Annotated in this window: 22 protein-coding genes and 1 other RNA gene; 18 read left to right on the plus strand and 5 right to left on the minus strand. The window is 62.4% G+C overall.

Annotation, left to right across the window (positions count from 1 at the left end; translation table 11 throughout):
* Nucleotides 1-6: 6 nt before the first annotated feature.
* The 15 genes from BZL41_RS09130 (at nucleotide 7) to BZL41_RS09200 (ending at nucleotide 15,821) form a co-directional block, all read left to right on the plus strand.
* Nucleotides 7-1,332, plus strand: coding sequence for an AAA family ATPase (locus BZL41_RS09130; RefSeq protein ID WP_095599003.1), 1,326 nt, complete (start codon nucleotides 7-9; stop codon nucleotides 1,330-1,332).
* 16 nt (nucleotides 1,333-1,348) lie between these two features.
* Nucleotides 1,349-2,161, plus strand: a complete 813-nt coding sequence (gene cpaB, locus BZL41_RS09135; protein WP_095599004.1) for a Flp pilus assembly protein CpaB — start codon at nucleotides 1,349-1,351, stop codon at nucleotides 2,159-2,161.
* Nucleotides 2,162-2,223: 62 nt separating this feature from the next.
* Nucleotides 2,224-3,690 carry a type II and III secretion system protein family protein gene (locus BZL41_RS09140; protein ID WP_095599005.1) on the plus strand — a complete coding sequence of 489 codons (1,467 nt, stop codon included), beginning with the start codon at nucleotides 2,224-2,226 and terminating at the stop codon, nucleotides 3,688-3,690.
* Between the two features lie 170 nt (nucleotides 3,691-3,860).
* Nucleotides 3,861-4,130, plus strand: a complete 270-nt coding sequence (locus tag BZL41_RS09145; RefSeq protein ID WP_095599006.1) for a hypothetical protein — start codon at nucleotides 3,861-3,863, stop codon at nucleotides 4,128-4,130.
* A gap of 10 nt (nucleotides 4,131-4,140) precedes the next feature.
* On the plus strand, nucleotides 4,141-5,487 hold the full coding sequence (locus BZL41_RS09150) for a pilus assembly protein TadG-related protein (protein ID WP_095599007.1): 1,347 nt from the start codon (nucleotides 4,141-4,143) through the stop codon (nucleotides 5,485-5,487).
* Between the two features lie 10 nt (nucleotides 5,488-5,497).
* Complete coding sequence (locus BZL41_RS09155; RefSeq protein WP_256578108.1) at nucleotides 5,498-5,965, plus strand: TadE/TadG family type IV pilus assembly protein; 468 nt, start codon at nucleotides 5,498-5,500, stop codon at nucleotides 5,963-5,965.
* A complete protein-coding gene (locus BZL41_RS09160; protein ID WP_095599008.1) occupies nucleotides 5,965-6,492 on the plus strand; it encodes a TadE/TadG family type IV pilus assembly protein in 528 nt (175 codons plus the stop codon). Before BZL41_RS09155 ends, BZL41_RS09160 begins: the two co-directional genes overlap by 1 nt.
* Nucleotides 6,486-7,706, plus strand: a complete 1,221-nt coding sequence (locus BZL41_RS09165) for an AAA family ATPase (RefSeq protein WP_095599009.1) — start codon at nucleotides 6,486-6,488, stop codon at nucleotides 7,704-7,706. The genes BZL41_RS09160 and BZL41_RS09165 overlap by 7 nt, the downstream gene beginning before the upstream one ends.
* 3 nt (nucleotides 7,707-7,709) lie before the next feature.
* Nucleotides 7,710-9,140 (plus strand): CpaF family protein, encoded by a 1,431-nt coding sequence (locus tag BZL41_RS09170; protein WP_095599010.1) that lies wholly within the window; start codon nucleotides 7,710-7,712, stop codon nucleotides 9,138-9,140.
* Between the two features lie 2 nt (nucleotides 9,141-9,142).
* Entirely contained in the window at nucleotides 9,143-10,129 is a 987-nt protein-coding gene (locus tag BZL41_RS09175; protein ID WP_095599011.1) for a type II secretion system F family protein, read from the plus strand.
* Between the two features lie 24 nt (nucleotides 10,130-10,153).
* Nucleotides 10,154-11,122, plus strand: a complete 969-nt coding sequence (locus BZL41_RS09180) for a type II secretion system F family protein (protein WP_095599012.1) — start codon at nucleotides 10,154-10,156, stop codon at nucleotides 11,120-11,122.
* Nucleotide 11,123: 1 nt separating this feature from the next.
* Nucleotides 11,124-12,152, plus strand: coding sequence for a lipopolysaccharide assembly protein LapB (locus BZL41_RS09185; protein ID WP_095599013.1), 1,029 nt, complete (start codon nucleotides 11,124-11,126; stop codon nucleotides 12,150-12,152).
* Between the two features lie 243 nt (nucleotides 12,153-12,395).
* Nucleotides 12,396-14,030, plus strand: coding sequence for a methyl-accepting chemotaxis protein (locus tag BZL41_RS09190; protein WP_095599014.1), 1,635 nt, complete (start codon nucleotides 12,396-12,398; stop codon nucleotides 14,028-14,030).
* Between the two features lie 170 nt (nucleotides 14,031-14,200).
* Nucleotides 14,201-14,297, plus strand: an RNA gene (gene ffs / locus BZL41_RS09195) — signal recognition particle sRNA small type.
* A 78-nt stretch (nucleotides 14,298-14,375) separates the two neighbouring features.
* Nucleotides 14,376-15,821: a site-specific integrase gene (locus BZL41_RS09200; protein WP_095599015.1), complete on the plus strand. Its 1,446-nt coding sequence runs from the start codon at nucleotides 14,376-14,378 to the stop codon at nucleotides 15,819-15,821.
* Between the two features lie 24 nt (nucleotides 15,822-15,845).
* Here the strand turns inward: BZL41_RS09200 and rnhA are convergent, their stop codons facing one another.
* From rnhA to BZL41_RS28485, 5 genes are all read right to left on the minus strand, one after another.
* Nucleotides 15,846-16,331, minus strand: coding sequence for a ribonuclease HI (gene rnhA, locus BZL41_RS09205; protein WP_095599016.1), 486 nt, complete (start codon nucleotides 16,329-16,331; stop codon nucleotides 15,846-15,848).
* A gap of 146 nt (nucleotides 16,332-16,477) precedes the next feature.
* Nucleotides 16,478-17,233 carry a Bro-N domain-containing protein gene (locus tag BZL41_RS09210; RefSeq protein ID WP_095599017.1) on the minus strand — a complete coding sequence of 252 codons (756 nt, stop codon included), beginning with the start codon at nucleotides 17,231-17,233 and terminating at the stop codon, nucleotides 16,478-16,480.
* 66 nt (nucleotides 17,234-17,299) lie between these two features.
* On the minus strand, nucleotides 17,300-17,446 hold the full coding sequence (locus tag BZL41_RS09215; protein WP_174706149.1) for a hypothetical protein: 147 nt from the start codon (nucleotides 17,444-17,446) through the stop codon (nucleotides 17,300-17,302).
* Nucleotides 17,447-17,515: 69 nt separating this feature from the next.
* Nucleotides 17,516-17,758, minus strand: a complete 243-nt coding sequence (locus BZL41_RS09220) for a helix-turn-helix domain-containing protein (RefSeq protein WP_095599018.1) — start codon at nucleotides 17,756-17,758, stop codon at nucleotides 17,516-17,518.
* A 382-nt stretch (nucleotides 17,759-18,140) separates the two neighbouring features.
* Nucleotides 18,141-18,287, minus strand: coding sequence for a hypothetical protein (locus BZL41_RS28485; protein ID WP_168190971.1), 147 nt, complete (start codon nucleotides 18,285-18,287; stop codon nucleotides 18,141-18,143).
* A 1,150-nt stretch (nucleotides 18,288-19,437) separates the two neighbouring features.
* Here BZL41_RS28485 and BZL41_RS09230 point away from each other — a divergent pair.
* The 3 genes from BZL41_RS09230 to BZL41_RS09240 are packed head-to-tail and all read left to right on the plus strand — an operon-like array spanning nucleotide 19,438 to nucleotide 22,170.
* On the plus strand, nucleotides 19,438-20,994 hold the full coding sequence (locus BZL41_RS09230; RefSeq protein ID WP_095599020.1) for a class I SAM-dependent DNA methyltransferase: 1,557 nt from the start codon (nucleotides 19,438-19,440) through the stop codon (nucleotides 20,992-20,994).
* A gap of 2 nt (nucleotides 20,995-20,996) precedes the next feature.
* The gene (locus tag BZL41_RS09235; RefSeq protein ID WP_168190972.1) at nucleotides 20,997-21,632 is read left to right on the plus strand and encodes a restriction endonuclease subunit S; all 636 of its coding nucleotides are present in this window, start codon (nucleotides 20,997-20,999) and stop codon (nucleotides 21,630-21,632) included.
* Between the two features lie 25 nt (nucleotides 21,633-21,657).
* A complete protein-coding gene (locus BZL41_RS09240) occupies nucleotides 21,658-22,170 on the plus strand; it encodes a restriction endonuclease subunit S (RefSeq protein WP_095599022.1) in 513 nt (170 codons plus the stop codon).
* The last annotated feature ends 220 nt before the right edge of the window (nucleotides 22,171-22,390 follow it).

The following is a 22,390-nucleotide window of genomic DNA, read 5'->3' on the forward strand; positions in this document are numbered from 1 at the left end:
GCCGACATGCAGATTGCGAGCGTTCGACAGGCGAGCCCGGAAGCAAGCGGCACCGGCATCGCGCGTCTGGCCCCTCAACCGAGGACCGTCGCGGAAACCGGCCTGGCCGACAACCTGCTCGGCGACCTGATCTGCAAGCACCTACATGATGCCGGCGTGCTGGACATGCAGCGGCTGGTCGAGCGCCTGGCGCTGACCGGTTCGGTGCTGGAGGAGCTGCTGGCCTTCCTGCGCAAGGATGGCCGCATCGAGGTGCTCGGCCAGAGCAGCGGGCAGGGCCTGCGCTATGGCCTGACCGACCGTGGCCGCAGCGCCGCCAAGGATGCCTTGCTGCGCAGCGGCTACATCGGCCCGGCGCCGTTCCCGGTGGAGCGTTACCGGGAGTTGCTGAGCGCCCAGAGCGTGCATCAAAGCCGGGTGGATGCCCAGGCCATGCGCGATGCGTTCGACGGCGTGGTGCTGCGCGAGGAGCTGCTGGACGAACTCGGCCCGGCGATGAACTCCGGGCGGGCGATGATGATCTACGGCCCCGCCGGGACCGGCAAGACCTACATCAGTCAGCGCCTGATCAAGCTGTTCCATGAGGCGGTGTGGATCCCCCACGCCATCGCCATCAACGAGGCGGTGATCGAGATTTTCGACCCCCAGGTGCACAAGCCGCTGCCGTCCGGCGAGCCGCGCAGCCTGCGCCTGGACGAAGGCATCGACCGGCGCCTGGTGTGCTGCCGGCGGCCCATCGTCATTACCGGCGGCGAGCTGACCCTGGACATGCTGGACATCCGCTTCGATCCCTACAGCCGCCAGTACCAGGCGCCGCTGCAACTGAAGGCGAGCAACGGCATCTTCATCATCGATGACCTGGGGCGGCAACGGGTGGCGCCGGTTGACCTGTTCAACCGCTGGATCGTGCCCATGGAGGAGAAGAAGGACTACCTCAACCTGGGCGGCGGGCGGCACTGCGAGCTGCCGTTCGACCTGATCCTGGTGTTCTCCACCAACCTGAATCCGCTGGAGCTGGCCGACGAGGCTTTCCTCCGGCGCATCGGCTACAAGCTGCACTTCGGCTACCTGCGCCCGGACGAGTACCAGCGCATTTGGCAGCAGGAGTGCGAAAAGCTGGGCATTCCCTTCGACCCCGCCCTGGTCGAGTACGCCATCGAACGCCTTCACCACGGAGAGCAGCGGCCTCTGGCGCCCTGCCACCCGCGCGATCTGCTGGGCATGGCCATGGATCGCCAGCGCTACCTGGGGCTGGACGACGCCGAAGGCCCTTCACCGAAAACCCTGGCCTGGGCCTGGCGCAACTACTTCGTCAGCCTGAACGCCAATTGAACTGGGAGACACCGTGATGAACGCGCGCATGCTGATGTTGATCGGACTCTCGCTGGCCCTCGGGCTGGGCGCGGCCTGGATGGCCAACAACTGGCTGAGTGCCCGGCTCGCCGCCGGGCCGGACGACAACCTGCAGAGCGTCGTGGTGGCCACGGTGGAAATCCCCTTCGGGCAAATGGTCGAGGCCCAGCATGTGAGTTTGGTGAGGATGCCCAAGGGCACGGTGCCGGACGATGCCTTCGACAGCGTGGACAAGGCCGTCGGCAAGATCGCCACCTTCGGCATGCTGCGCGGCGACATCCTGCGTGCCGCGCGGCTGGCCGAGCACCTCGGCGGCAGCACCCTGGCCTCGCTGATCGAGAAGGACAAGCGCGCGGTGACGGTGCGGGTGGACGATGTGGTCGGGGTCGGCGGCTTCCTGCTGCCGGGCAACCGCGTCGATGTGCTGGCGACCAAGAAAACCGACGGCGCCGGCAACACCGCCAAGGCGGAAACCATCCTCGAAGACCTGCGCGTACTGGCCGTGGACCAGACCGCCAGCACCGACAAGACTCAGCCGGTGGTGGTCCGGGCGGTGACCCTGGAGATGACCCCGGAAGAGGCGGAAAAGCTGGTCAAGGCGAAAACCGAAGGCCAGTTGCAACTGGCGCTGCGCAACCCCCTGGATAACCAGAAGAAACCCTTGCCGGTGGAACCGGTGGCGATGGTCGCGCCGCCCGCCCCGGCACCGATCGTTGTGCCCAAGCCGGCCGTGCGCCGCAGCACTGGCCCCAGTGGCATCACCGTGATTCGTGGGACGGCGGTGGAGACGGCCAAGGCCCAGTTGTAAGAGCAGTGCCGGTGTGCCTGCCGGCTTCGAACAACCCGCCTCACTATAAAGAGGAACAGGACATGGACATCATCCGCAAACTTTGGTCGTGCGCGCTGTCTGCGATGGCTGCCGGCCTGCTGCTGGTCGCCTCGGTGCAGGCGGCCCAGCCGATGCCCGCGGTCAACGCGATGCCGGCGGCCAACGTGAGCAACATCCAGGTGCCGATCTACAAGTCGCGGGTGCTGACCACCCGGGCGCCGGTGAAGAAGATTTCGGTCGGCAACCCGGAGATCGCCGACATCCTGATCACCAGCCCGACCCAGCTCTACCTGCTCGGCCGTTCCCTGGGCAGCACCAACGTGTTGCTCTGGGATGGCAACAACCGGCTGATCGACAGCCTGGACCTGGAAGTGGTGCATGACTTGGGCAGCCTGAAGACCAAGCTGCACGAGCTGATGCCCGACGAGAACATTTCCGTGTACAGCGCCCAAGGCGCACTGGTCCTGCGCGGCCAGGTGAGCAGTGCGGCGGCGATGGATTCGGCGGTGAAGCTGGCCAAGACCTATGCCGCCCAGAGCCAGAGCATCGTGCAGGGCAAGGGGGAGGCCGCCGAAGCCGTGCCGACCCAGTCGCTGGACGTGGTCAACCTTTTGACCATCGGCGGCAGCCAGCAGGTGATGCTGGAAGTGAAGGTGGCGGAGATGCAGCGCAGCCTGGTCAAGCGGCTCGGTGTACGTTTCCTCGCCATCGGCAAGTCGGGCAACTGGGACCTGGGCGGCTTCAATGACAGCGCGTCCCTGGCCGAGACGTTGCTGAGCAGTGACAAGGGCTTCCTGGCGCGCTTCTCCTCGGGCAGCTTCCTGTTCGACGCGGTGCTCGAGGCGGCCAAGGAGAACGGTTCGGCCAAGGTTTTGGCGGAGCCGACCCTGACCACCCTGACCGGGCAGCAGGCCGAGTTCATCTCCGGCGGCGAGTTCCCGATCCCGGTCTCGGACGATGATGGCATCACCATCGAATTCAAGGAGTTCGGCGTCGGGGTGAAATTCCTCCCGGTGGTGCTCGACCAGGGCCGAATCAACCTCAACCTGAACGTGTCGGTCAGCGAACTGGTGTCGGCCAACAGCCTGGTGGTGAGCACCGGCGAGGCGGTCGAGGCTTCCCTGCTGGTGCCGGCCCTGACCAAGCGCAGCGCGCAATCCACCGTGGAGCTGAGCAACGGCCAGACCATCGCCATCGCCGGCCTGATCAGCGAGAACACCCGCGACTTCGTCAGCCGCTTCCCCGGCCTGGGCGACGTGCCGGTGCTCGGCCATCTGTTCCGTAGCCAGGAATTCATCAACGGCGAGACCGAGCTGGTGATCCTGGTGACACCTCACTTGGCCAAGCCCATCGATGCCAGGACGGTACGCCTGCCCACCGAGAAGATCGTGGAGCCGGGCGACATGGATTTCTACCTGCTCGGCAAGACCAAGGGCGAAGGCCCGGCACGCCAGGTGCCGGTGAGCCTGGGTGTATCCGGCGGCAGTTTCGGCCACGACCTCGACTAGGCGTGGCAAGGGTTTCCCGCTCCCTTCCGGGGCAAAGGTGGAAGGCGCGAGGGGTCGGCACACGCCCCGGTGACGATCTCTGGCAAGGACACTCTCCCGGAAGGGTGCGGGACTTGAACGGCAGCACAAGGGCGGTACGCCGCCCGGTCATCCCCAGTGAGGTACGTGCAATGAAAGCCTTGATTCCTCTCTTCCTGCTGCTCGGCCTGTCCGGCTGCATGACTTACGACGAGGCCCGGGTCGGCCCGCTGGGCTACAGCGTCTACCAGACCCATTACCAGCAGATCGCCAATAAGGATGTGGCGGCCAGCCCCGGTACCGAGGTGGCACCCACCGGCACCGACGGCCCGCTCACCGAGAAGGTGATGGACGGCTATCGCGGTGTGACCGGCAATGCCGCGCAGGTCGGCCAGCCGATCCAGATCAACATCGGCGATTGAGGGCACGGCCATGAGCACCCGGATGCAGCGACCCTTCGGTCCGGCGCCACGGCGCCAGCGGGGCGCGGTGATGGTGCTGATCGTCATCGCGCTGGCGTCGATCCTGTTGATGTCGGCGCTGGCGCTGGATGGCGGGCACATGCTGCTGAACAAGACCCGCCTGCAGAATGCGGTGGACGCTGCGGCGCTCAGCGGGGCCAAGACCCTGCAGCAGTTGGCGGGGTCGGGCAACGCATCGAGCCTGTCGCGGGACGCCGCCCTGGCCACCCTGACGCTGAATGCCAACGCCAACGGCAATGGCGAGCTGGCCCAGGCGCTGGCCGCCGCCGGTGGGGCCGGGAATATGGCAGTGGTGGAGTTCTCCGCCAGCGTGTACGGGCCATTCGCTTATCCGGGGCCGAGCGATTCGCGCTACGTGCGGGTGTCGGTGCCGGATTACCCGTTGGCTGGCTTCTTCTGGAACTTCGCCCAGGTGTTCGGCGGCGGCCAGTTGGGCGACAAGGCCGTGGCGGCCATCGCCACGGCGGGGCCAAGCCCCTCGGCGTCGCCCTGCAAGATCGAGCCGATCATGGTCTGCGGCAATCCGGCCGACGACCCGGCGGAAAATGGCGGCACCTCTTACTGGGGTTACGGCTTCGGCGACCTGGAAGTGCTCAAGAGCGCGGCGGGTAACGCTTCCGTCATCGGGCCCGGCAACTTCCAACTGCTGCGCCTGGATGGCGCCACCGGTGCCAATGACCTGCGTACCGCGCTGGCCGGCGGCATCGAGAAATGCAACGTGGTCGGCGACGAAGTGGGGACCGAGCCCGGCAATACCGTGGGGCCGGTGGCTCAGGGGCTGAATACCCGCTTCGGGGAATACACCGGCCCTGGCATGAACCCCACCGATTACCCGCCGGACTGGGTCACCCAGTTCAGCCAGCCGCGCATGACGTACAACGGCACGACCTCGCAGGTGGAGTACCAGGGCCAGCCGGTGGTTTCCAACGGCGGCGACCTCAGCGCCGGCGGCACGCCGCTCTACGATCTCAACGACTGGCTTGCCGACAGCGCCGCCTGTGCGGCGTCCGGCACCTGCCAGGGTGCCCATGAGCGCCGCATGCTGAACATCGTGATCGGCAACTGCACCGGCGAGTCGGGTGGGCAGGTGGACGTGCCGGTGTTGGATTTTGGCTGCTTCTTCCTGTTGCAGACCGTCCGCCAGCAGGGCTCCGAGGCACAGGTGTTCGGCCAGTTCATCAAAGAGTGCGAGGGCGACGGGGTGGCGGGGCCGACACCGGCCAACGACGTCGGCCCGGTGATCATCCAGCTCTACAAGACCTATATCACTCCCTCGACCCCCAGCACCGACTCCTAGGAGGTGTGCGATGGCCACTGTTGCATTCAGGCGGCGCAAGGACCAGCAGGGGGTGGCCATGGTGGAGTTCGCCATCGCCTTGCCCTTGCTGCTGCTCCTGTTGTTCGCCGTGGCTGAGTTCGGCCGCATGCTTTACCACTACAACACCTTGCTGCAATCCAACCGCGACGCGGTGCGCTACCTCGCCGGCAAGGCCTGGAACGGTACCCTCGGGCAGGTGACGATCACCCCGGTCCTGCAGACCGAGACGCGCAATATCGCCGTCTACGGGGTGCCGGTGGCGCAACCGGGTAACGAGGTGGTGCCGGGCCTGAGCGTCACGAATGTACAGGTCGGCGCCGTGGGGACCACCCATGTGCAGGTCAGCATCAGTTACGTGTTCCAGCCGGTGATCGGCAACAGCATCCCGGCGTTCGCCGGCGATGCGATCACCCTGAATATCCCGCTGGTCGCTACCACTGTCATGAGGGCGCTGTGATGAATCCCCGGGGCATGCGTGGCGTCTACGTGGTGGAGTTCGCCATCATCGGCCTGCTCCTGTTCACCTTGCTGTTCGGAGTATTGGAGTTCGGCCGGCTGTACTTCACCGTCAATACCCTCAGCGAGGCCGCCCGGCGCGGCGCGCGGCTGGCGGCGGTGTGTGACATCCAGGACCCGGTGATCCTGCGCCGGGCGATCTTCAACACCGCCGACGATGCCGGACAGAGCGTGCTGGTCGGCAACCTGGACACCGCCGACCTGAACCTCAGCTACCTGGATGTGTTCGGTGCCGTGGTGGGCAGCCCGGCCTCGGCCTCCGGTGGCTTCCAGAACATCCGCTACGTGCGCCTGCGGATCGAGAACTTCCCGTTCAACTTCCTGATTCCGGGGTTCAACGGCCTCCTGACCCTGCCCGCATTTCAATCGATCGTGCCCCGCGAGAGCCTGGGTGGCCATGCCGAGGGCGCGCAGCCATACGATCAACCATCGAATGTCGATCCTTCCGTAGGGGTCACGCCATGTTGAAGTCGAGAGAGGCACCCATTGCCACTGCTGCCCGCAAGCAGGGCCTGAGCCTGTTGATCAGCAGTCGCGACGCCGGCGCCCTGCGTCATCTGCAGGGGCTCAGCCAGCGCATTCCCAGCCTGCGGGTGAACACCCGCCTGGTTACCAACGGCCATACCGACCCGCTCTATGGGTTGGAGCAGATGCCCGACCTGCTGCTGCTGCGGGTCAGTCATCTGTGGCGCGAGGAGCTGGCTGCGCTGTTGCAGCGGCCCGCTCACGAACGGCCGCCGCTGCTGGTCTGCGGCCCCCTGGACGAGCGGGAGGGCATGCGCCTGGCGATGCAGGCCGGGGCACGCGATTTCCTGCCCGAACCGGTGGCCGCCGATGAGCTGCTGAAGGCCCTCGGCCGCATGGTGTCGGAAAGCCGCTCGGGCGGCGGCGCGACCGGGCAACTGGTGGCGGTGATGAATGCCAAGGGCGGCTCCGGTGCCACTCTGCTGGCCTGCAACCTGGCCCAGCAACTGAGTGCCAAGGGCGGCAGCACGCTGCTCCTCGATCTGGACCTGCAATTCGGCAGCGTCTCGCATTACCTGGACGTGCACCCGAACCACAGCCATGTGGAGGTGTTGCAGCAGATCGATGATATGGACGGAGTGGCGCTGCGGGGTTTCTGCAGCCATTTCAGCCCGACGCTGCACATCCTCGGCGGTCGGCTGGACGAGCTGTGCCTGCCGCAGGATGTGCACGCCGAGCAACTCGAGGCGCTGCTGCGACTGGCCAAGGACAACTACGAATGGACCGTGGCGGACCTGCCACGGCAGATCGATCACCTGACCGGGACCGTGCTGGAGCAGGCCGACCGGGTGTATGTCGTGGTCCAGCAAAGTATCAGCCACCTCAAGGATGCCAGCCGTCTGATGCGCATCCTGCGCGACGAGCTGGGCGTCCAGGGCAGCCGCCTGCATGTGGTGGTGAACCGTTACGACAAGAATGCACCGATCAGCCTGCGGGACATCGGTGAGGCGTTGCGTTGTACCGAGCAGCAGAAACTGCCTAACGACTTCGCCGTGGTCAGCGAAAGTCAGAACGCCGGGGTGCCACTGGAGATCCATGCGCCACGGGCACCGATCACCCAGGCATTGCGCGAATTGAGCAAGGAGCTGGCCGGGCATCAGGCCCACGCGGGCCACGGACTGTTCAAGCGCGCATTCAGCCGCTTCTTCGGGGAATGAGCCATGTTCAATGATTTTCGCAGCCGCCTGCGCCAGCAGCCGGCCAAGGCTGGAAGCAAGGCGGAAGAGCCCGATGACAAGGGCGCGGTGGGTGGGACGGGGCTGGCCTGGGAGCAGTGCGCTCCGGCCGAAATCTACGAGACCCGCACCCAGCTCAGCCCGGTGGAGGCCGAGTGGCGCGAGCGGATTTACCAGCAATTGCTCAAGGTCATGGACCTGTCGCTGCTCGATTCCCTGGAGCCGGCCGACGCGGCGCGGCAGATCCGCGATATCTGCCAGCGCCTGCTGGACGATCACTCGGCTCCGGTGAGCGCCTCCAGCCGGCAATTGATCATCAAGCAGATCACCGACGAAGTGCTCGGCCTCGGGCCGCTGGAGCCGCTGCTGGCGGATCGCAGCGTGTCGGACATCCTGGTCAACGGGCACGCCTCGGTGTACGTCGAGCGCTTCGGCAAGCTGCAGAGAACCGATGTGCGCTTTCGCGACGACCAGCATCTGCTGAACATCATCGACCGCATTGTCTCCAGCCTGGGGCGGCGCATCGACGAGTCGTCGCCGCTGGTGGATGCACGGCTGAAGGATGGCTCGCGGGTCAATGCCATCATCCCGCCGCTGGCCATCGATGGGCCGAGCATGTCGATCCGCCGTTTCGCGGTGGACTTGCTGAGCAGCGACAGTCTGGTGGAAATGGGTACCCTGACGCCGGGCATCGCCCTGATGCTCAAGGCCATCGTGAGGGGGCGCCTGAACGTGCTGGTGTCCGGCGGCACCGGAACCGGCAAGACCACCATGCTCAACGTGCTGTCCAGCTTCATCCCGCATAACGAGCGGATCGTCACCATCGAGGATTCCGCCGAGCTGCAGTTGCAGCAGCCGCATGTGGTGCGCCTGGAAACCCGTCCCTCGAACATCGAAGGGCGTGGCGAGGTGAACCAGCGCGAACTGGTGCGCAACAGCCTGCGGATGCGCCCGGACCGCATCGTCATCGGCGAAGTGCGCGGCGCCGAGGCGCTGGACATGCTCACCGCGATGAACACCGGCCACGACGGCTCGCTCACCACCATCCACGCCAACACCCCGCGCGACGCCCTGGGGCGGATCGAGAATATGGTCTCCATGACCGGTGCGACCTTCCCGATCAAGGCCCTGCGCCAGCAGATCGCCTCGGCCATCGACGTGGTGGTACAGCTCGAGCGCCAGGAGGACGGCAAGCGGCGGCTGGTGAGCGTGCAGGAAATCAACGGCATGGAAGGCGACATCATCACCATGACCGAAATCTTCGCCTTCGAACGGCGCGGCATCGGTGAAAAAGGCGAAGTCCTCGGCGACTACCGGCCGACCGGTATGGTTCCCGGTTTCCGCGAGGAGCTGGCCAAGCGCGGTATCGAGTTGCCGCTGAACCTGTTCCGCCCCGAGTGGATGGAGGCCGTGTAGCCATGAGCCAGATCCCGACAGAACTGATCATCGCCTTTCTCGGCATGGTCTTCACCGCGGTGTTCCTGCTCAGCCAGGGGCTGGTGGTGCCGGTGTTCGGCGAGGCGGGGCGGGTGCGCAAGCGCATCCGCAGCCGCCTGCACGTGCTGGAGAAGGCCAGCAACCTGCCGAACATGCAGACGGTGCTGCGACAGAAGTACCTCAAGCGCCTGTCGCCGCTGGAGGCGGCGCTGGAACAGTTGCCCTGGATGGAAAACCTCGCGCAGACGATCGAGCAGGCCGGCCATGAATACCGCGCCTACCGGGTGCTGATGCTGGGGGTGGTGCTGGGCTGTGGCGCTGGCCTGCTGGCCTGGCTGGTGTTCAAGGTCTGGTGGGTCGCCTTGCCGGTGGCGGCGCTGGTGTTCTGGCTGCCGCTGGTGAAGATCGCCCGCGACCGCGCCAAGCGCTTCATGGCCTTCGAAGAGGGCCTGCCGGACGCGCTGGATGCCATCTGCCGAGCCCTGCGCGCCGGCCATCCGTTCAACGAGACCCTGCGTCTGGTGGCCGAGGAGCACAAGGGCCCGGTGGCCCACGAGTTCGGCCTGACCTTCGCCGATATCAACTACGGCAACGACGTGCGCCGGGCCATGCTCGGCCTGCTGGAGCGCATGCCGAGCATGACGGTGATGATGCTGGTGACCTCGATCCTCATCCACCGCGACACCGGCGGCAACCTCACCGAAGTGCTGGAGCGGCTGAGCAGCCTGATCCGCGGACGCTTCCGCTTCCAGCGTAAGGTCAAGACGCTGTCCGCCGAGGGGCGCATGTCCGCCTGGGTGCTGGTGGCAGTGCCCTTCGTGCTGGCGGCGGCCATCGTGCTGACCTCGCCCGAGTACCTGCCCATGCTGATCAAGGATCCGTTGGGGCAGAAGATGGTCATGGCGGCGTTCGGCGCCATGCTGCTGGGCATTCTGTGGATTCGCAAGATCATCCGGATCCAGGTGTAGCGATAGTGCAGAGGAGAAGCTGTCATGGACTATCTGCTCGGTCTGATCAATAACGCAGTCGGCAACGAGCAGGCTGCGCGCCTGCTGTTCATTGGCGCCATCGGGCTCAGCGCCTTGCTGGCCGCCGTCACGCTGGTCATGTTGGTCCAGGGGTTGCAGGACCCGGTGCAGCGGCGCCTGAGCCTGCTCAAGCGCGGGCACGGCGAGCTGGCCCATGGCGAGCCGCCGCCGAGCAACCTGCAACTGATGCTGGAGCAGGTGGGGCAGCGCTTCGCCTCGGCGGAGGAGGGCAAAGTCTCGGCGACCCGCACCCTGCTCACGCATGCCGGTTATCGCTCTCCGTCGGCGCCGCAAGTCTACTGGGCCGTGCGGTTGCTGCTGCCGCTGCTGCTGATTGGCGTCGCCTTCCTTGGCCTGCCGCTGATTCCCAAGCTGTCGCTGCTGGTGGGTGTGCTGCTGGTCGGCTCGGCGGCAGCGGTCGGCTGGCTGCTCCCGGCGATCTATGTGGACAAGCGCAAGCAGGCACGGATGGGCCGGTTGCGGGCGGCCTTCCCCGACGCGCTGGACCTGATGGTGGTCTGCGTCGAGTCGGGATTGGCGCTGCCCCAGGCAATGGAGCGGGTGGCCGAGGAGATGACGGTGAGCCAGCCGGAGCTGGCGGAGGAGCTGGCGCTGGTGAACGTGGAAATCCGCGCCGGCATCCCCAGCACCGAGGCGCTCAAGCACCTCGCCGACCGCACCGGCCTGGAGGACGTGCAAGGGCTGGTCAGCCTGCTGGCGCAGAGCATCCGCTTCGGCACCAGCGTGGCCGACACCCTGCGCATCTACGCCGAGGAGTTCCGCGACCGGCGTACCCAGGCCGCCGAGGAAATGGCGGCGAAGATCGGCACCAAGCTGGTCTTTCCCCTGATTTTCTGTTTGTGGCCCAGCTTTTTCCTGGTCGCCATCGGCCCCGTGATCATCGGGATACTCAGAACCTTCGGGAAGCTTTGATATGAACAAGGTCAATCTGCTGTTGGCCACGGTGGCCGTGTTGTCGGGATGTCAGACCATGGGGCCGGATACGGGCGGGAACAGCCGTTCCGGCTACTACGACGGTAGCCGTTCGGTGCTCTACCAGGTGCAGAAGGAGGCCACCTCGGCGGGCCAGGCCATGGTCATGGCGACCGTGGCTTACCGGAGCGGCGATCTGGACCAGGCCCTCTACCAGTACCTGCGTGTCATCGAACTGGATCCGAAGCGTTACGAGGCACTGGTCTGGGTCGGGAGAATCCACCGCGAACGCGGCAACGATCAGTTGGCTGAGCTGGCCTTCGCCGATGTGCTGAACAGTGCGCCGGACAACCTGGAAGCCTTGACCGAGATGGGGTTGCTGCAATTGTCCCGGCGCAACCAGGGCAAGGCTGCGGAGCTGCTTGGCAAGGCCGTCGCCCTCGACCAGAAGCGCCTCGGCGGCGGAGCGGGCGAGCTGAAGGTAGACAGCCAGTCGCCGCTGAAGGTCTACAACGGGCTTGGTGTCCTGGCGGACCTGAATGGCGATTTCGACAAGGCCGGGAGTTACTACCGCCTGGCCTTGCGGATCGACCCGCGCTCGGCGCTCACCCTCAACAGCCTGGGCTATTCCCATTACCTCGGCGGGCGTTGGCTGGAGGCGGAGCAGACCTACCGGCGTGGCGTGGCCTATGACAGCCGCTACAAGCCGCTATGGCGGAACTACGGCCTGCTGCTGGCGCGGATGGGGCGCTATGAAGAGTCGTTGTCGGCGTTCCAGCAGGTCGAGGGCGATGCCGAGGCGAGCAACGACGTTGGCTACATCTGCCTGATCGAAGGCAAGTTGGACGAGGCCGAGCAGTTCTTCCGCAGTGCCATCGAGCAGTCCCCCTCCCATAACGAGGCCGCCTGGCAGAACCTGAACCGGCTGCAACAGATCCGCCGCATCCGCCAGCTCGGCATGTCCCAGCCGATATCGGAAGCGGTCGTCGCGGTACCGGCTCCCGTGACGGAGGCAATCGCGCAGCAGTGAACAAGGACGGGCCCCGGATTCATCGCCGGGGCTCCTTTCTGCGCCGGGCGAATGAATTCGCCCCGTTTGGGTGCAAACCGTTTTTGTAGGAGCGAGCTCTGCTCGCGAACGGGCCGGCGCAAAAGCATCGCCAGCAGAGCTGGCTCCTACAAGGTGAAGTCCGGTTGGCGAAGGTAATGCCGCTCCGCCCGCATCCGGGGCGTGGTCTACGCTTTCCCATACATCGCCACCAGGATTGCCGCCATGCTGAAAGCCTTCGCCGATCTGGGTTTCCGCTGGAAAATCGCCTTGCCCATCCTGCTTATCGCGTTGTTGCTGGTGGGGATTGGAGGGCTTGGCATGCAGGCGATCGGCCAGGTGGCCGACGCCAATGGCAAGCTCACGAATCGTTACCTGCCGGCGGTCAGCCTGTTGCTGAACGCCGACCGGGATCTCTATCAGGCGTTCACCGCCGAGCGCAGCCTGCTGAGTCCGGTGGGCGTCGAGCAGATGCAGGCGCTGGAGGCTGTTCACCGGGAGAACATCCAGCAGGCTTATGACCGCGTGCACAAGTACGCGGCCATGCGGCCCAGCGAGGAAGCACAGAAATGGGTGGCGCAGTTCGATAGCGGGCTGGAGCGTTGGAAGACCCTGAGCCAGCAGGTCGTGCGTTTGGCCGGCAGCGATCCGCAGGCCGCGGCTGTCCTCAGCTTTGGCGATAGCGAGCGGCAGTTCGGGATATTGCGCGATGCCATCGACAAACTGGGCGAACTGGAGGACGGCGAGGCCAATAACGTGGGCACCGCCGCCATCGCCCAGAGCGAGACGCGCGCCTGGCAGCAAGGTGCGGCCATTGTCGTCGGGCTGCTGATCTGCCTGGTGCTGGTGGTCGGTTTCCCGATCCTGGTGACCCGCCCGCTGCAAAACCTGTTGCACCGCATCGAACAGATCGCCGAGGGCGACGGCGACCTGCGGGTGCGGCTGGAAGTGACGTCGCGGGACGAACTGGGCCAGCTCGGGCTCGCCTTCAACCGTTTCCTCGACAAGTTGCAGCCGCTGATTCGCGAAGTGGGGCGAGTAACCGGCGAAGTGGCCCAGTCCGCCGAGAGTCTGGCCGGCATGTCGGCAGCCAACGACCGGTTGATCAGCAGCGAACACGCCGCGGTGGACCAGGTCAGCGCCGCGGCCACGGAAATGAGCGCGGCGGTCCACGAGGTCGCGCGCAACGCCCAGCAGGCCGCCGACGCGGCGCGAACCGCTGAGGAGCAATCCCATGAGGGTGCCCAGGTGGTCGGGGCGACGATACAGGCGATCCACCAGTTGGCCAGGGAGGTGGAAACGGCCTCGGGCAGCATCGGCGCACTGGAGCAGGAGACCGCCAACATCGGCGCGGTGTTGGCGGTGATCAAGGGCATCGCCGAGCAGACCAACCTGCTGGCGCTCAATGCCGCCATCGAAGCGGCGCGGGCGGGCGAGCAGGGCAGGGGCTTCGCTGTGGTGGCCGACGAAGTACGGGCCCTGGCGGCGCGCACCCAGGAGTCGACCAAGGACATCCAGGAAATGATCGAACGCTTGCAGCAGGGCGTGCAGAACGCCGTGCGCGCCATGCATTCGGGCAGCCAGCAGGCGCGCGGCAGCGTCGAGCGGGCGGCGGGCGCGGATCAGGCCTTGTCCAGCGCGGGCGATTCGGTACAGCGGATCAACGAGATGGTCGCCCAGATCGCCAGCGCCTGCGAGGAGCAGAGCAGCGTCACCGACGAGATCGCCCGCAACATCAGCGACATCCGCGACCTGTCCAACGAAGCGGCACAGACCTCGGAGCAGAGCTCCCAGGCCAGCCGGCGGCTGTCCGAGCTGTCCCATGGGTTGGCGCAACTGGTGGGGCGGTTCCGCGTCTGAACCTTCTGCGCCTCTCCCGTTTACGGAGAGGACTTGGGGAAAGGAAAACACGCACTGGTACAGCATTGCCCCGAAGCAAGAACCATAAGTGCTTGTGGTGGTTGTAACTTTTCCCTGAGCCGGTACAATGGCGCCCGCTCGCTGCTCAGCGAGCGTCGTTATGGTGGCCCTGCCGGTCCCCCCGCAACGATTACCCGTCAACCTGGTCAGGTCCGGAAGGAAGCAGCCATAGCGGGAACATCGTGTGCCGGGGTGTGGCTGGTGGGGTCACCTCCAGTTTATAACCATCTGATTTCTAACGGTTTTTCGCTCTGATCACGCCAGTGATCCATAGGGTGATCCACCGTGTCCTCCGTCCCGTCTTACCTCTGGCTATCCCGACACTCGATCTTCTATTTCAGGATTGTGGTGCCTGGAGTTTTGCGGCCGCTTTTCCCTTGTTCCGAAATCCGTCGTTCGCTGCAGACACGCTGCAAGCGCGAAGCGCTGATCCGTGGGCGCGAACTGCTCCTGCAGGTTCAGCAGCTCTACACCCAGGCATTCCAGGGCATTAGGCCATCCCTCGACTCCCTACGTGGTGCCTGGGAGGCGGGCGGTAAGCGAGTTGCTAGTTGGGCTGCGTGGCTCCGTCAGCAGCAGTTGGTTGCGCTTGCGGAGAAGCCTTTGGAGCAAGGGGAGGGAGGTAAGGTGAGAGGGCCACAGAAGCCCCGCAGTGCCCCTTCAAGAGCCAAACAGGGGCAGCCAGATAGGCTAGTTGCGGATGCGCCAAGCAACGCTCCACGCTTCTCCAAGGTGGTTCAGGAGTGCCTGGAGCAGCAGTCTCATGAAGGCGTGGCTGCGAAGACGCTATCCGACAAGCGTTCCGTGGCTGAGCTGATGACTCGGATCGTGGGTGATCTGCCTGTCGATCTCATCACTCGCCAGGATGCCCGCAAGTTCCGAGAGGTGACACTCAAGCTGCCGCCGAGGATGAACCAGCTTCCCGAGGGGCAATCGCTGGAGCAGATCATCGAGACTGCAACCACTACGATCAGCCTCACCACGTTCAATAACTACGTGAAGAACCTGACAACCTTCTTTTCCTACGCCATCCGTGAGGGATACTGCGAGCGCAACCCGTTCGATGGGCTTCGAGTCAGGCAGCGAGGCAAGGTCAGCGAGGAACGCAGTGTCTTCACTGAGCACGATCTGCGTCGTCTGTTCTCGAAGCAGGTTTACGCATCAGCCAAGTCGGCTCAGCCGCACAAGTACTGGCTGCCGCTGCTCGGTCTGTACACCGGGGCGCGACTCAACGAGCTGTGCCAGCTCTATCTGGATGATGTGGTCAGCATCAACGGTATCGACTGCCTCCACATCCGGGCGACCAGGCCCGATCAGAAGCTGAAAACCGTCACCTCGGAAAGGCTCGTGCCGATCCACTCGAAGTTGAAAGCGCTGGGGTTCCTTGAGTTCGTCCAGTCGCAGCGGGAGGCTGGTCATCAACGTCTTTTCGCGGAGCTGACCTTGCACAAGGCGCATGGCTACGCTGCGGCTCCCTCCAAGTGGTTCACGCGGGTTCGTGATCAGTTGGGCTTCCGTGATGGAGAAGAGCGTAAGGACTTCCACAGCTTCCGCCACACGCTTGCTGATCACCTGAAGCAGAAGGGAATAGTCGAATCGTTGGTTGGCGGCATTCTTGGTCACCAAAGCGGCGGGATCACCTTCAGTCGATACGGGAAGGACTTCAGGCCGGAGGTGCTGGCTCCGGTGATTGAGGCGGTGGAGTTTGACGCTGTTGAGTGGCTTCGATGATAGGCGATAGTGGAGAGCGGCAGATCATGGCCCGTACCGCTCGATGCGTTCACCCAGAGCCGCTCTCTGAGCCAGGGCGTCGGCTCGCTCGTTCTCGGGATGACCGCTATGGCCTTTTACCCATTTGAAGTGAACTGTGTGTTCGGCCAGTAGCTGATCGAGGATTTGCCAGAGGTCAGCATTGGCCACCGGCTTTCGATCAGCGGTGCGCCAGCCATTCATCTTCCAGTTGGCCAGCCAAGTGGTGCATCCGTTCTTGACGTAGGCGCTGTCAGTCACGATTTCGACCTCGGTGAGGGTGTTCTTCAGAGCTTGGAGCCCCTTGATGACCGCCGTTAGTTCGGCCCGGTTGTTGGTTTGCTGGTCGCCCTCGAGCGGCCCAGCGATCTCCTTCGTGCGCCCCTCGGGGCTCCGCAATATGGCCGCCCAGCCTCCACGGGCTTGGAGTTGGCCGTTGTTGAGGCAAGCGCCGTCGGTGACGATCTGGATGATGCGTTGTTGATGTCGCATGGATGTGGTGTTCCTCTTAGTTCTGCCGCCTGTGGTCGCCACCGCCTACGCCTACCAGCGCCCACCACAGAGGGCAGCGCAGACGGACACAGGCGGCAGGACTAAACGGGCTGGTGATGGTTGGAGTGCAGTGGCGAAACTGCAGGTCAGATAGCGAATGACTTCTTCATGGTTAGCTTCCCTTCTTGATAGAGCTGGACGATCAGCTTTTTACCTTCTGCAGTTGGAATGATTTGGTAGTAAGGCTGAACTGGATGTGCTTTCAGCTTCTCGACGAACAGCGTGTCCCGGTACTCGGCATACACCCGGTACTGGTTGGTTCCCGCAGTGCGGTACAGGTAGCCAAGGTCAGCTAGATCACGTTTGGTGGCCATCGTGTTGACTCCTCTCAGGGTGCGCACGAAGGTGGTCAGGGATTCCTGACGCAGTGCCACGCAGTTGTCGAAGATGACAGCCTTTGGCGCCATCGCCTTGTTCTCTTGGGACAGCCGGTCGATCTTCCGTTGGAGAATCTCGATGGCCTTCAGGACGAAGGCGTCCTCGTCCAGCTCACCGATCGCTACCTTCTCCTCGCCCATGATGTAGGCACCGTCCTTGCGGATGGCCGGGAGAACGTCGCGGGTTACCCAGTCTTGAAAGCGACGGGCGATGGCCTTGTCCGAGCGCATGACGAGCTTGTACAGGCCGGACTCGGAGATGCAGCTCAAATCCTGAGCACCGCCAGGGGTATCAATCCGATTGACCCCCTTCTCATCAGAAGCCAGGGGTCGAATAGATTGCGAGGTGTTGGTCAAACCGAGAACCCCGCACACGTCCTTCGCCACGAACCAGGGGCTGCCGTCGATCTCAACCAAACGGATCTCGGCTTTGTTCTCGAACTTAAAGATGCTCACGTTGCTCATGTTCTATTTCCTCCAGAAAAAACGAAGCCCGCTCAGAGGCGGGCTATGGGTGTTCGCTAGTAGGGATTAGTGGCCTGGGCCGATCAGGGTTTTCAGGTTCTCAGCGGTCTCCTTGGCCGTCTGGGCTTCAGCAATCAGGAGCATGTTCTTCTCCTGCAGCTGCTCGATCTGCTCGGTGTTGCGGCTGATCTCCAGGTGGTTGGCGGCGGTCAACTATTCGAGCTGGTCGATGGTCTTCCTGAAGGACTTGAGGATCTTGTTTAGCTGGATCATGTGGCCTCCTTACGCAGTCTTCTTCTGTTGAACCAGGCGGTAGCGGACATAACGCTGGCCGGTGAACTTGTTCTCTTCGCGGATCGACTCGATCTCATGGCCGAACTCTTTGAGGTCAGCGATGCGGCGAGGCAGTGCGGCGATCCCAAAGTCCATTAGGGCTGAGCGTTGGGTGATGGTGTGGCCTTTGCGGAGGTGATAGAGGATCAGTTCGCATTGCGGGGACAGAGAGCGGATTTGCGGATGGGGCATGGGATTCTCCTCACAGTTGTCGTGGGTCTTGAAAAGAAAAACCCCGGCAGCTCGAGGCGTACCGGGGGCGGGTCTTCCATACCTGTGTGGTAATCAGTCGGTACGGTCTTCCATACGTGTGTGGTAATGGGGCAGATGTAGCGGACAGCTGGGGTGTCCGGGGGAGGTGTGCTTGGGTTTCCTGATGATCAGCTTTGTTAGTCGCTACTTCCGCGTACCAGCCGGAGCACCGGAAGGTTCATCTGCAGGGCTGCTTTCCATCTGCGCTTGTCTGCGGCCAGGATCTCGCTCAGTAGCGGATGTTGGACGGTGCCTTCGACCGTCGCATTCAAGCCCGAAGTGCTCCGACTCCTGGCCTTCCTCACTTCGTTGGCGATCCTCTTCATGAGCGGGACCCTTCTGTTGATCTCTGCTTGGATCGGGCTACCAGCTTGAAGTCGGTCTGCCAGGCGATACAGAGCAGGTACACCAGGGGAACCAAAGGCCAGAGCAGCAGAGCACCCAGGAAGATCAGTTCAGGCAGACGCATCAGGCTACCTCCGCTGGGGTCTCAGGGCGGTCGAAAGGCGAGTGGCTGGAGGTTTTGTCAGTTCGTTTGTTTTTCACAACGTAGATCATCCTTTTTGTTCAGCCGTCAGAGTCCCTTCCATCCATGCCACCAGCTCCCATCTACAAGGGAAACATGGACGGCTCGGACGGCTGGACAAAACGGGCTGGGTTTGAGGGGAATCTGCAAGGGATGCAGGGTTGATGCTTGGTGACTTGCCCAGGAGTTCCCCGGTGCCTGGATGCCATCCATGGGCCAAAGCCTGGGCAGCAGTGGTTGCCTAGGTCGCTACTGTGCTGAGGCCAGGGCTGATGGATGACAGAGGCGAGTAGGGAAGCTCCTGGGCGGAGTCATCTGGAGGTGCATGAAGATGAGCAGGAGGTGGGCTGGCAGAGGGGCTAGAGCTTCCTGACAACCACTGACGGGGATGGTCACTGACAACATCGTCATCGGTGATCATCGATCCTGTGTCAGCAGAGTTGGGGAGGCATCAAGAGCACTTGCGGTGCAGCTTGAAGAGCACCTGTCAGTGTCTCCGCAAGACAGGCTTGATGCTGTCTCATTGCTTCGTTCTTCATTGATGGATTGATGGTAATGACCATTGATAGAGGACAGCTCAAAGACACTCTTAGAGTAGCTTCGCCATCCACCGCTACACCCCGCGAGTCATCGCAGGTAGCCAGCCTCGACTAAGTGCCATCACCTCTTAGCCAGCTATGTCAGGTTCGTCATCACCCGTGACTGCTGGCCGATTGGTCGGGGCAGTGAGAGGGGCTGTACGCCTGAAGCTCAAAGTAGCAGTAAGTACTCGACGGTGGCCTCGATGGGCTACCGCCTTTCCCGGCTCAATCAGTCATTCCCAACGGGATGTCAGGGCTGATGGTCGAGCGTCATGGTCGGGGATTGAACGAGCGAGGTTGCGCGCTCTGTCCTCCATAACTGTGTGGAAATCGATCTTCGTCGAACGTGCTGCGATCTTGCGGATTTGCCAGAGTGGCAAAACCCTTGCTGCCGCCCTCCGGTAGAGCGCTTGATAACAGTCTGTCCAACGCAGGTTATAGTCACGAGTTTGATTGGCTACGGTCTGTAGTAAGCTCATCGGCATTTTTGTATTACTGCGTGGAGATGTGCCTTGGTCACTGGAGATGTAGAGAAGCGTTTGTGGGCTGTAGCTGACCAACTATGGGCCAACACGGGGTTGAGGCCGGGGGAGTTCTCGGTGCCTGTTCTGGGGCTGATCTTCCTGCGATATGCGGAGAAGATGTACGCCGCTGCCGAAGAGAAGCTGGGGCCGATTGGCTCTGGTGGTCGCCGCAAGGTCAGCAAAGATGACTATCTGGCCGAGGGCGTGATCTTCCTTCCAGAGAAGGCCCGCTTCTCCTATCTGCAGACCCTCACCGAGGGAGATGTCATCGGGTTGGCGATCAACGAAGCCATGAAGGCTGTTGAGGAGGAGAACGTCGACCTCAAAGGCGCTCTGCCTCGCAACTACGTCCAGCTTGGCAACAAGGTGCTGCTGGAGCTGATCAAGCTGCTCGGGCCGGTGGATCTCAGCGGGGACGCTTTCGGCAAGGTCTACGAGTACTTCCTGGGCAACTTCGCGCTGAAGGAAGGCCAAAAAGGCGGTGTCTTCTATACCCCTGAGTCCATCGTAAAGCTGATCGTCGAGATCATCGAGCCGTTCCATGGTCGGATCTTCGACCCGGCTTGTGGTTCCGGTGGTATGTTCGCCCAGTCTGCTGACTTCGTTAAGCGCCACCACAAGACGGCGATGGAAGAAATCTCCATCTTCGGCACCGAGAAAGAGCAGGTCACGGTCAATCTGAACAAGATGAACCTGGCTGTGCATGGCCTGTCCGGCGATGTGCGTATTGCCAACACCTATTACGAAGACCCGCATGAGGCCGTTACTCATGATGGCGGTCGCTTCGACTTCGTCATGGCTAATCCGCCGTTCAACGTATCGGGTGTCGATAAGGAGCGTCTTGAGGGCGACCTGCGCTTCCCGTTTGGTTTACCGAAGACCGACAACGCCAACTACCTCTGGATCCAGCTCTTTTACGCATCGCTGAACAAGAATGGCCGTGCTGGTTTCGTTATGGCGAACTCGGCAGGTGATGCCCGAGGGAGCGAACAGGTTATCCGGCAGAAGCTCATCGAGAGCGGCGCAGTTGATGTGATCGTCTCGGTCGGCTCGAATTTCTTCTACACCGTGACCCTGCCTTGCACGCTGTGGTTCTTCGACAGGGCGAAAGAACGTGATGCCGAACGAGCAGACAAGGTTCTGTTTATCGACGCTCGCCACATCTACCAGCAGATCGACAGGGCTCACCGTGATTTCAAGCCTGAACAGATCGAGTTCCTTGCCAACATTGTGCGGCTTTATCGAGGGCAAATGCCCGAGCTAGAGCAAGGCAGTGCTGAGTTGCTTGCTGAGCGAGGGCTGAGTGATGGATACGCGGATGTGCCGGGGCTTTGTAAGGTAGCGACTCGTCAGCAGATTGAGGCGCAGGGCTGGTCGCTGAATCCTGGGCGTTATATCACCGCAGAGAAGCAAACTGTCGAGAACGTGGATTTTGCGCTGTGCTTAGAGGAGCTTATGGAGGAATTCGAGGTTCTGAGTTCTGAAGCGCAGGAACTTGAGGCTTGCATCTCAGATAATGTCACTGAAATTCTGGGGGCTACTTAATCGTGTTGAGTAGCTGGCGTGAGATAAGGCTGGAGCAGCTCGTTACGCTTCAGCGGGGCTTTGATATAACAAAAGCTGAGCAAACTGCAGGATGTTATCCCGTGATATCGTCCTCAGGAACAAAAAGCTATCACGGCGCGTTCAAGGTTAATGGGCCTGGAGTCGTTATTGGTCGAAAAGGAACCCTTGGAACTGTGTTTTTTTCGGCCGGTGATTTTTGGCCGCACGACACCACTCTGTGGGTCAAAGAGTTCCATGGTAATGACCCGCTGTTTTGTTACTACTTCCTGAAAACGATGGGGTTTGAGAGGTATGATGTAGGTGCATCAAACCCAACTCTAAACAGGAATCATATCCATGGATTGTTGGTTCGTGTTCCAGAAATCGGTACTCAGCGGCGAATAGCATCGATTCTCTCAGCCTACGACGACCTCATCGAAAACAACACGCGTCGCATCGAGATCCTCGAAGAAATGGCGCGGCGGTTGTACGAGGAGTGGTTCGTTCAGTTCCGCTTTCCGGGGTATGAGGGAGTGGAGTTCAAGGAGAGTGAACTTGGGCTGATTCCTGAAGGCTGGCGTCTGACTACCGTTGCTGAAACCTTTGAGATTCTAGGGGGGCACCCCCTCAAAGAGTGAGCCCGCTTATTGGGAAGGTGGCAAAATAAATTGGTACTCACCAACCGACCTTACTAGGTCAGGCACGTCCTTCATGGACGAGTCTGCGACCAAAATAACCGATATGGGTTTGAGTCGCAGCTCGGCAAAGCTGTTTCCAGCCTACTCTGTAATGTTGACAAGTCGAGCTACGATAGGCGTTGTTGCAATTAATACGACCCCGGCAACCACTAACCAGGGGTTTATTACCTGCATTCCGAGTGAACGGTTTCCACTTTATCTGCTGTTTCATTGGCTCAAGGATAATGTCGATAGGTTTATCAGCCTTGGGACTGGTGCGACCTTCAAGGAAATCACTAAGGGTGTTTTTAAAGAGATTCAGCTGATTGCCCCGCCTGTTGCTATTGCCGATGCTTTTCAGCGGAAAGTTGCCCCCCTTATGGAGCTGGTTCTAAGGCTGCAACGTAAAAACAGGAACCTGCGAACTCAACGTGATTTACTACTTCCCAAGCTAATCTCCGGTGAGATCGACGTATCCGACATCCCCATGCCGACCTAAAAGGAGTTCAGGCGCATGAGTCCAGCAGCACTGCATTCGCACGACTATTCCGAGGACACGCTGGTCGAGCAGCCAGCCATCGCGCTGTTCGAGTCCCTCGGCTGGGAAACTGGGAACCTCTAGTAAGCGAACGGGCATCACACCTTGCCGGCGGGCACCCAGTTGTGCGGCAGCAGCTCGGCCAGGGCGCTGGCCTTCTGCGTCGGCAGGCGCGTGAGCA

The sequence above is a fragment of the Pseudomonas sp. PIC25 genome, assembly GCF_002286785.1.
Taxonomy (GTDB): domain Bacteria; phylum Pseudomonadota; class Gammaproteobacteria; order Pseudomonadales; family Pseudomonadaceae; genus Pseudomonas_M.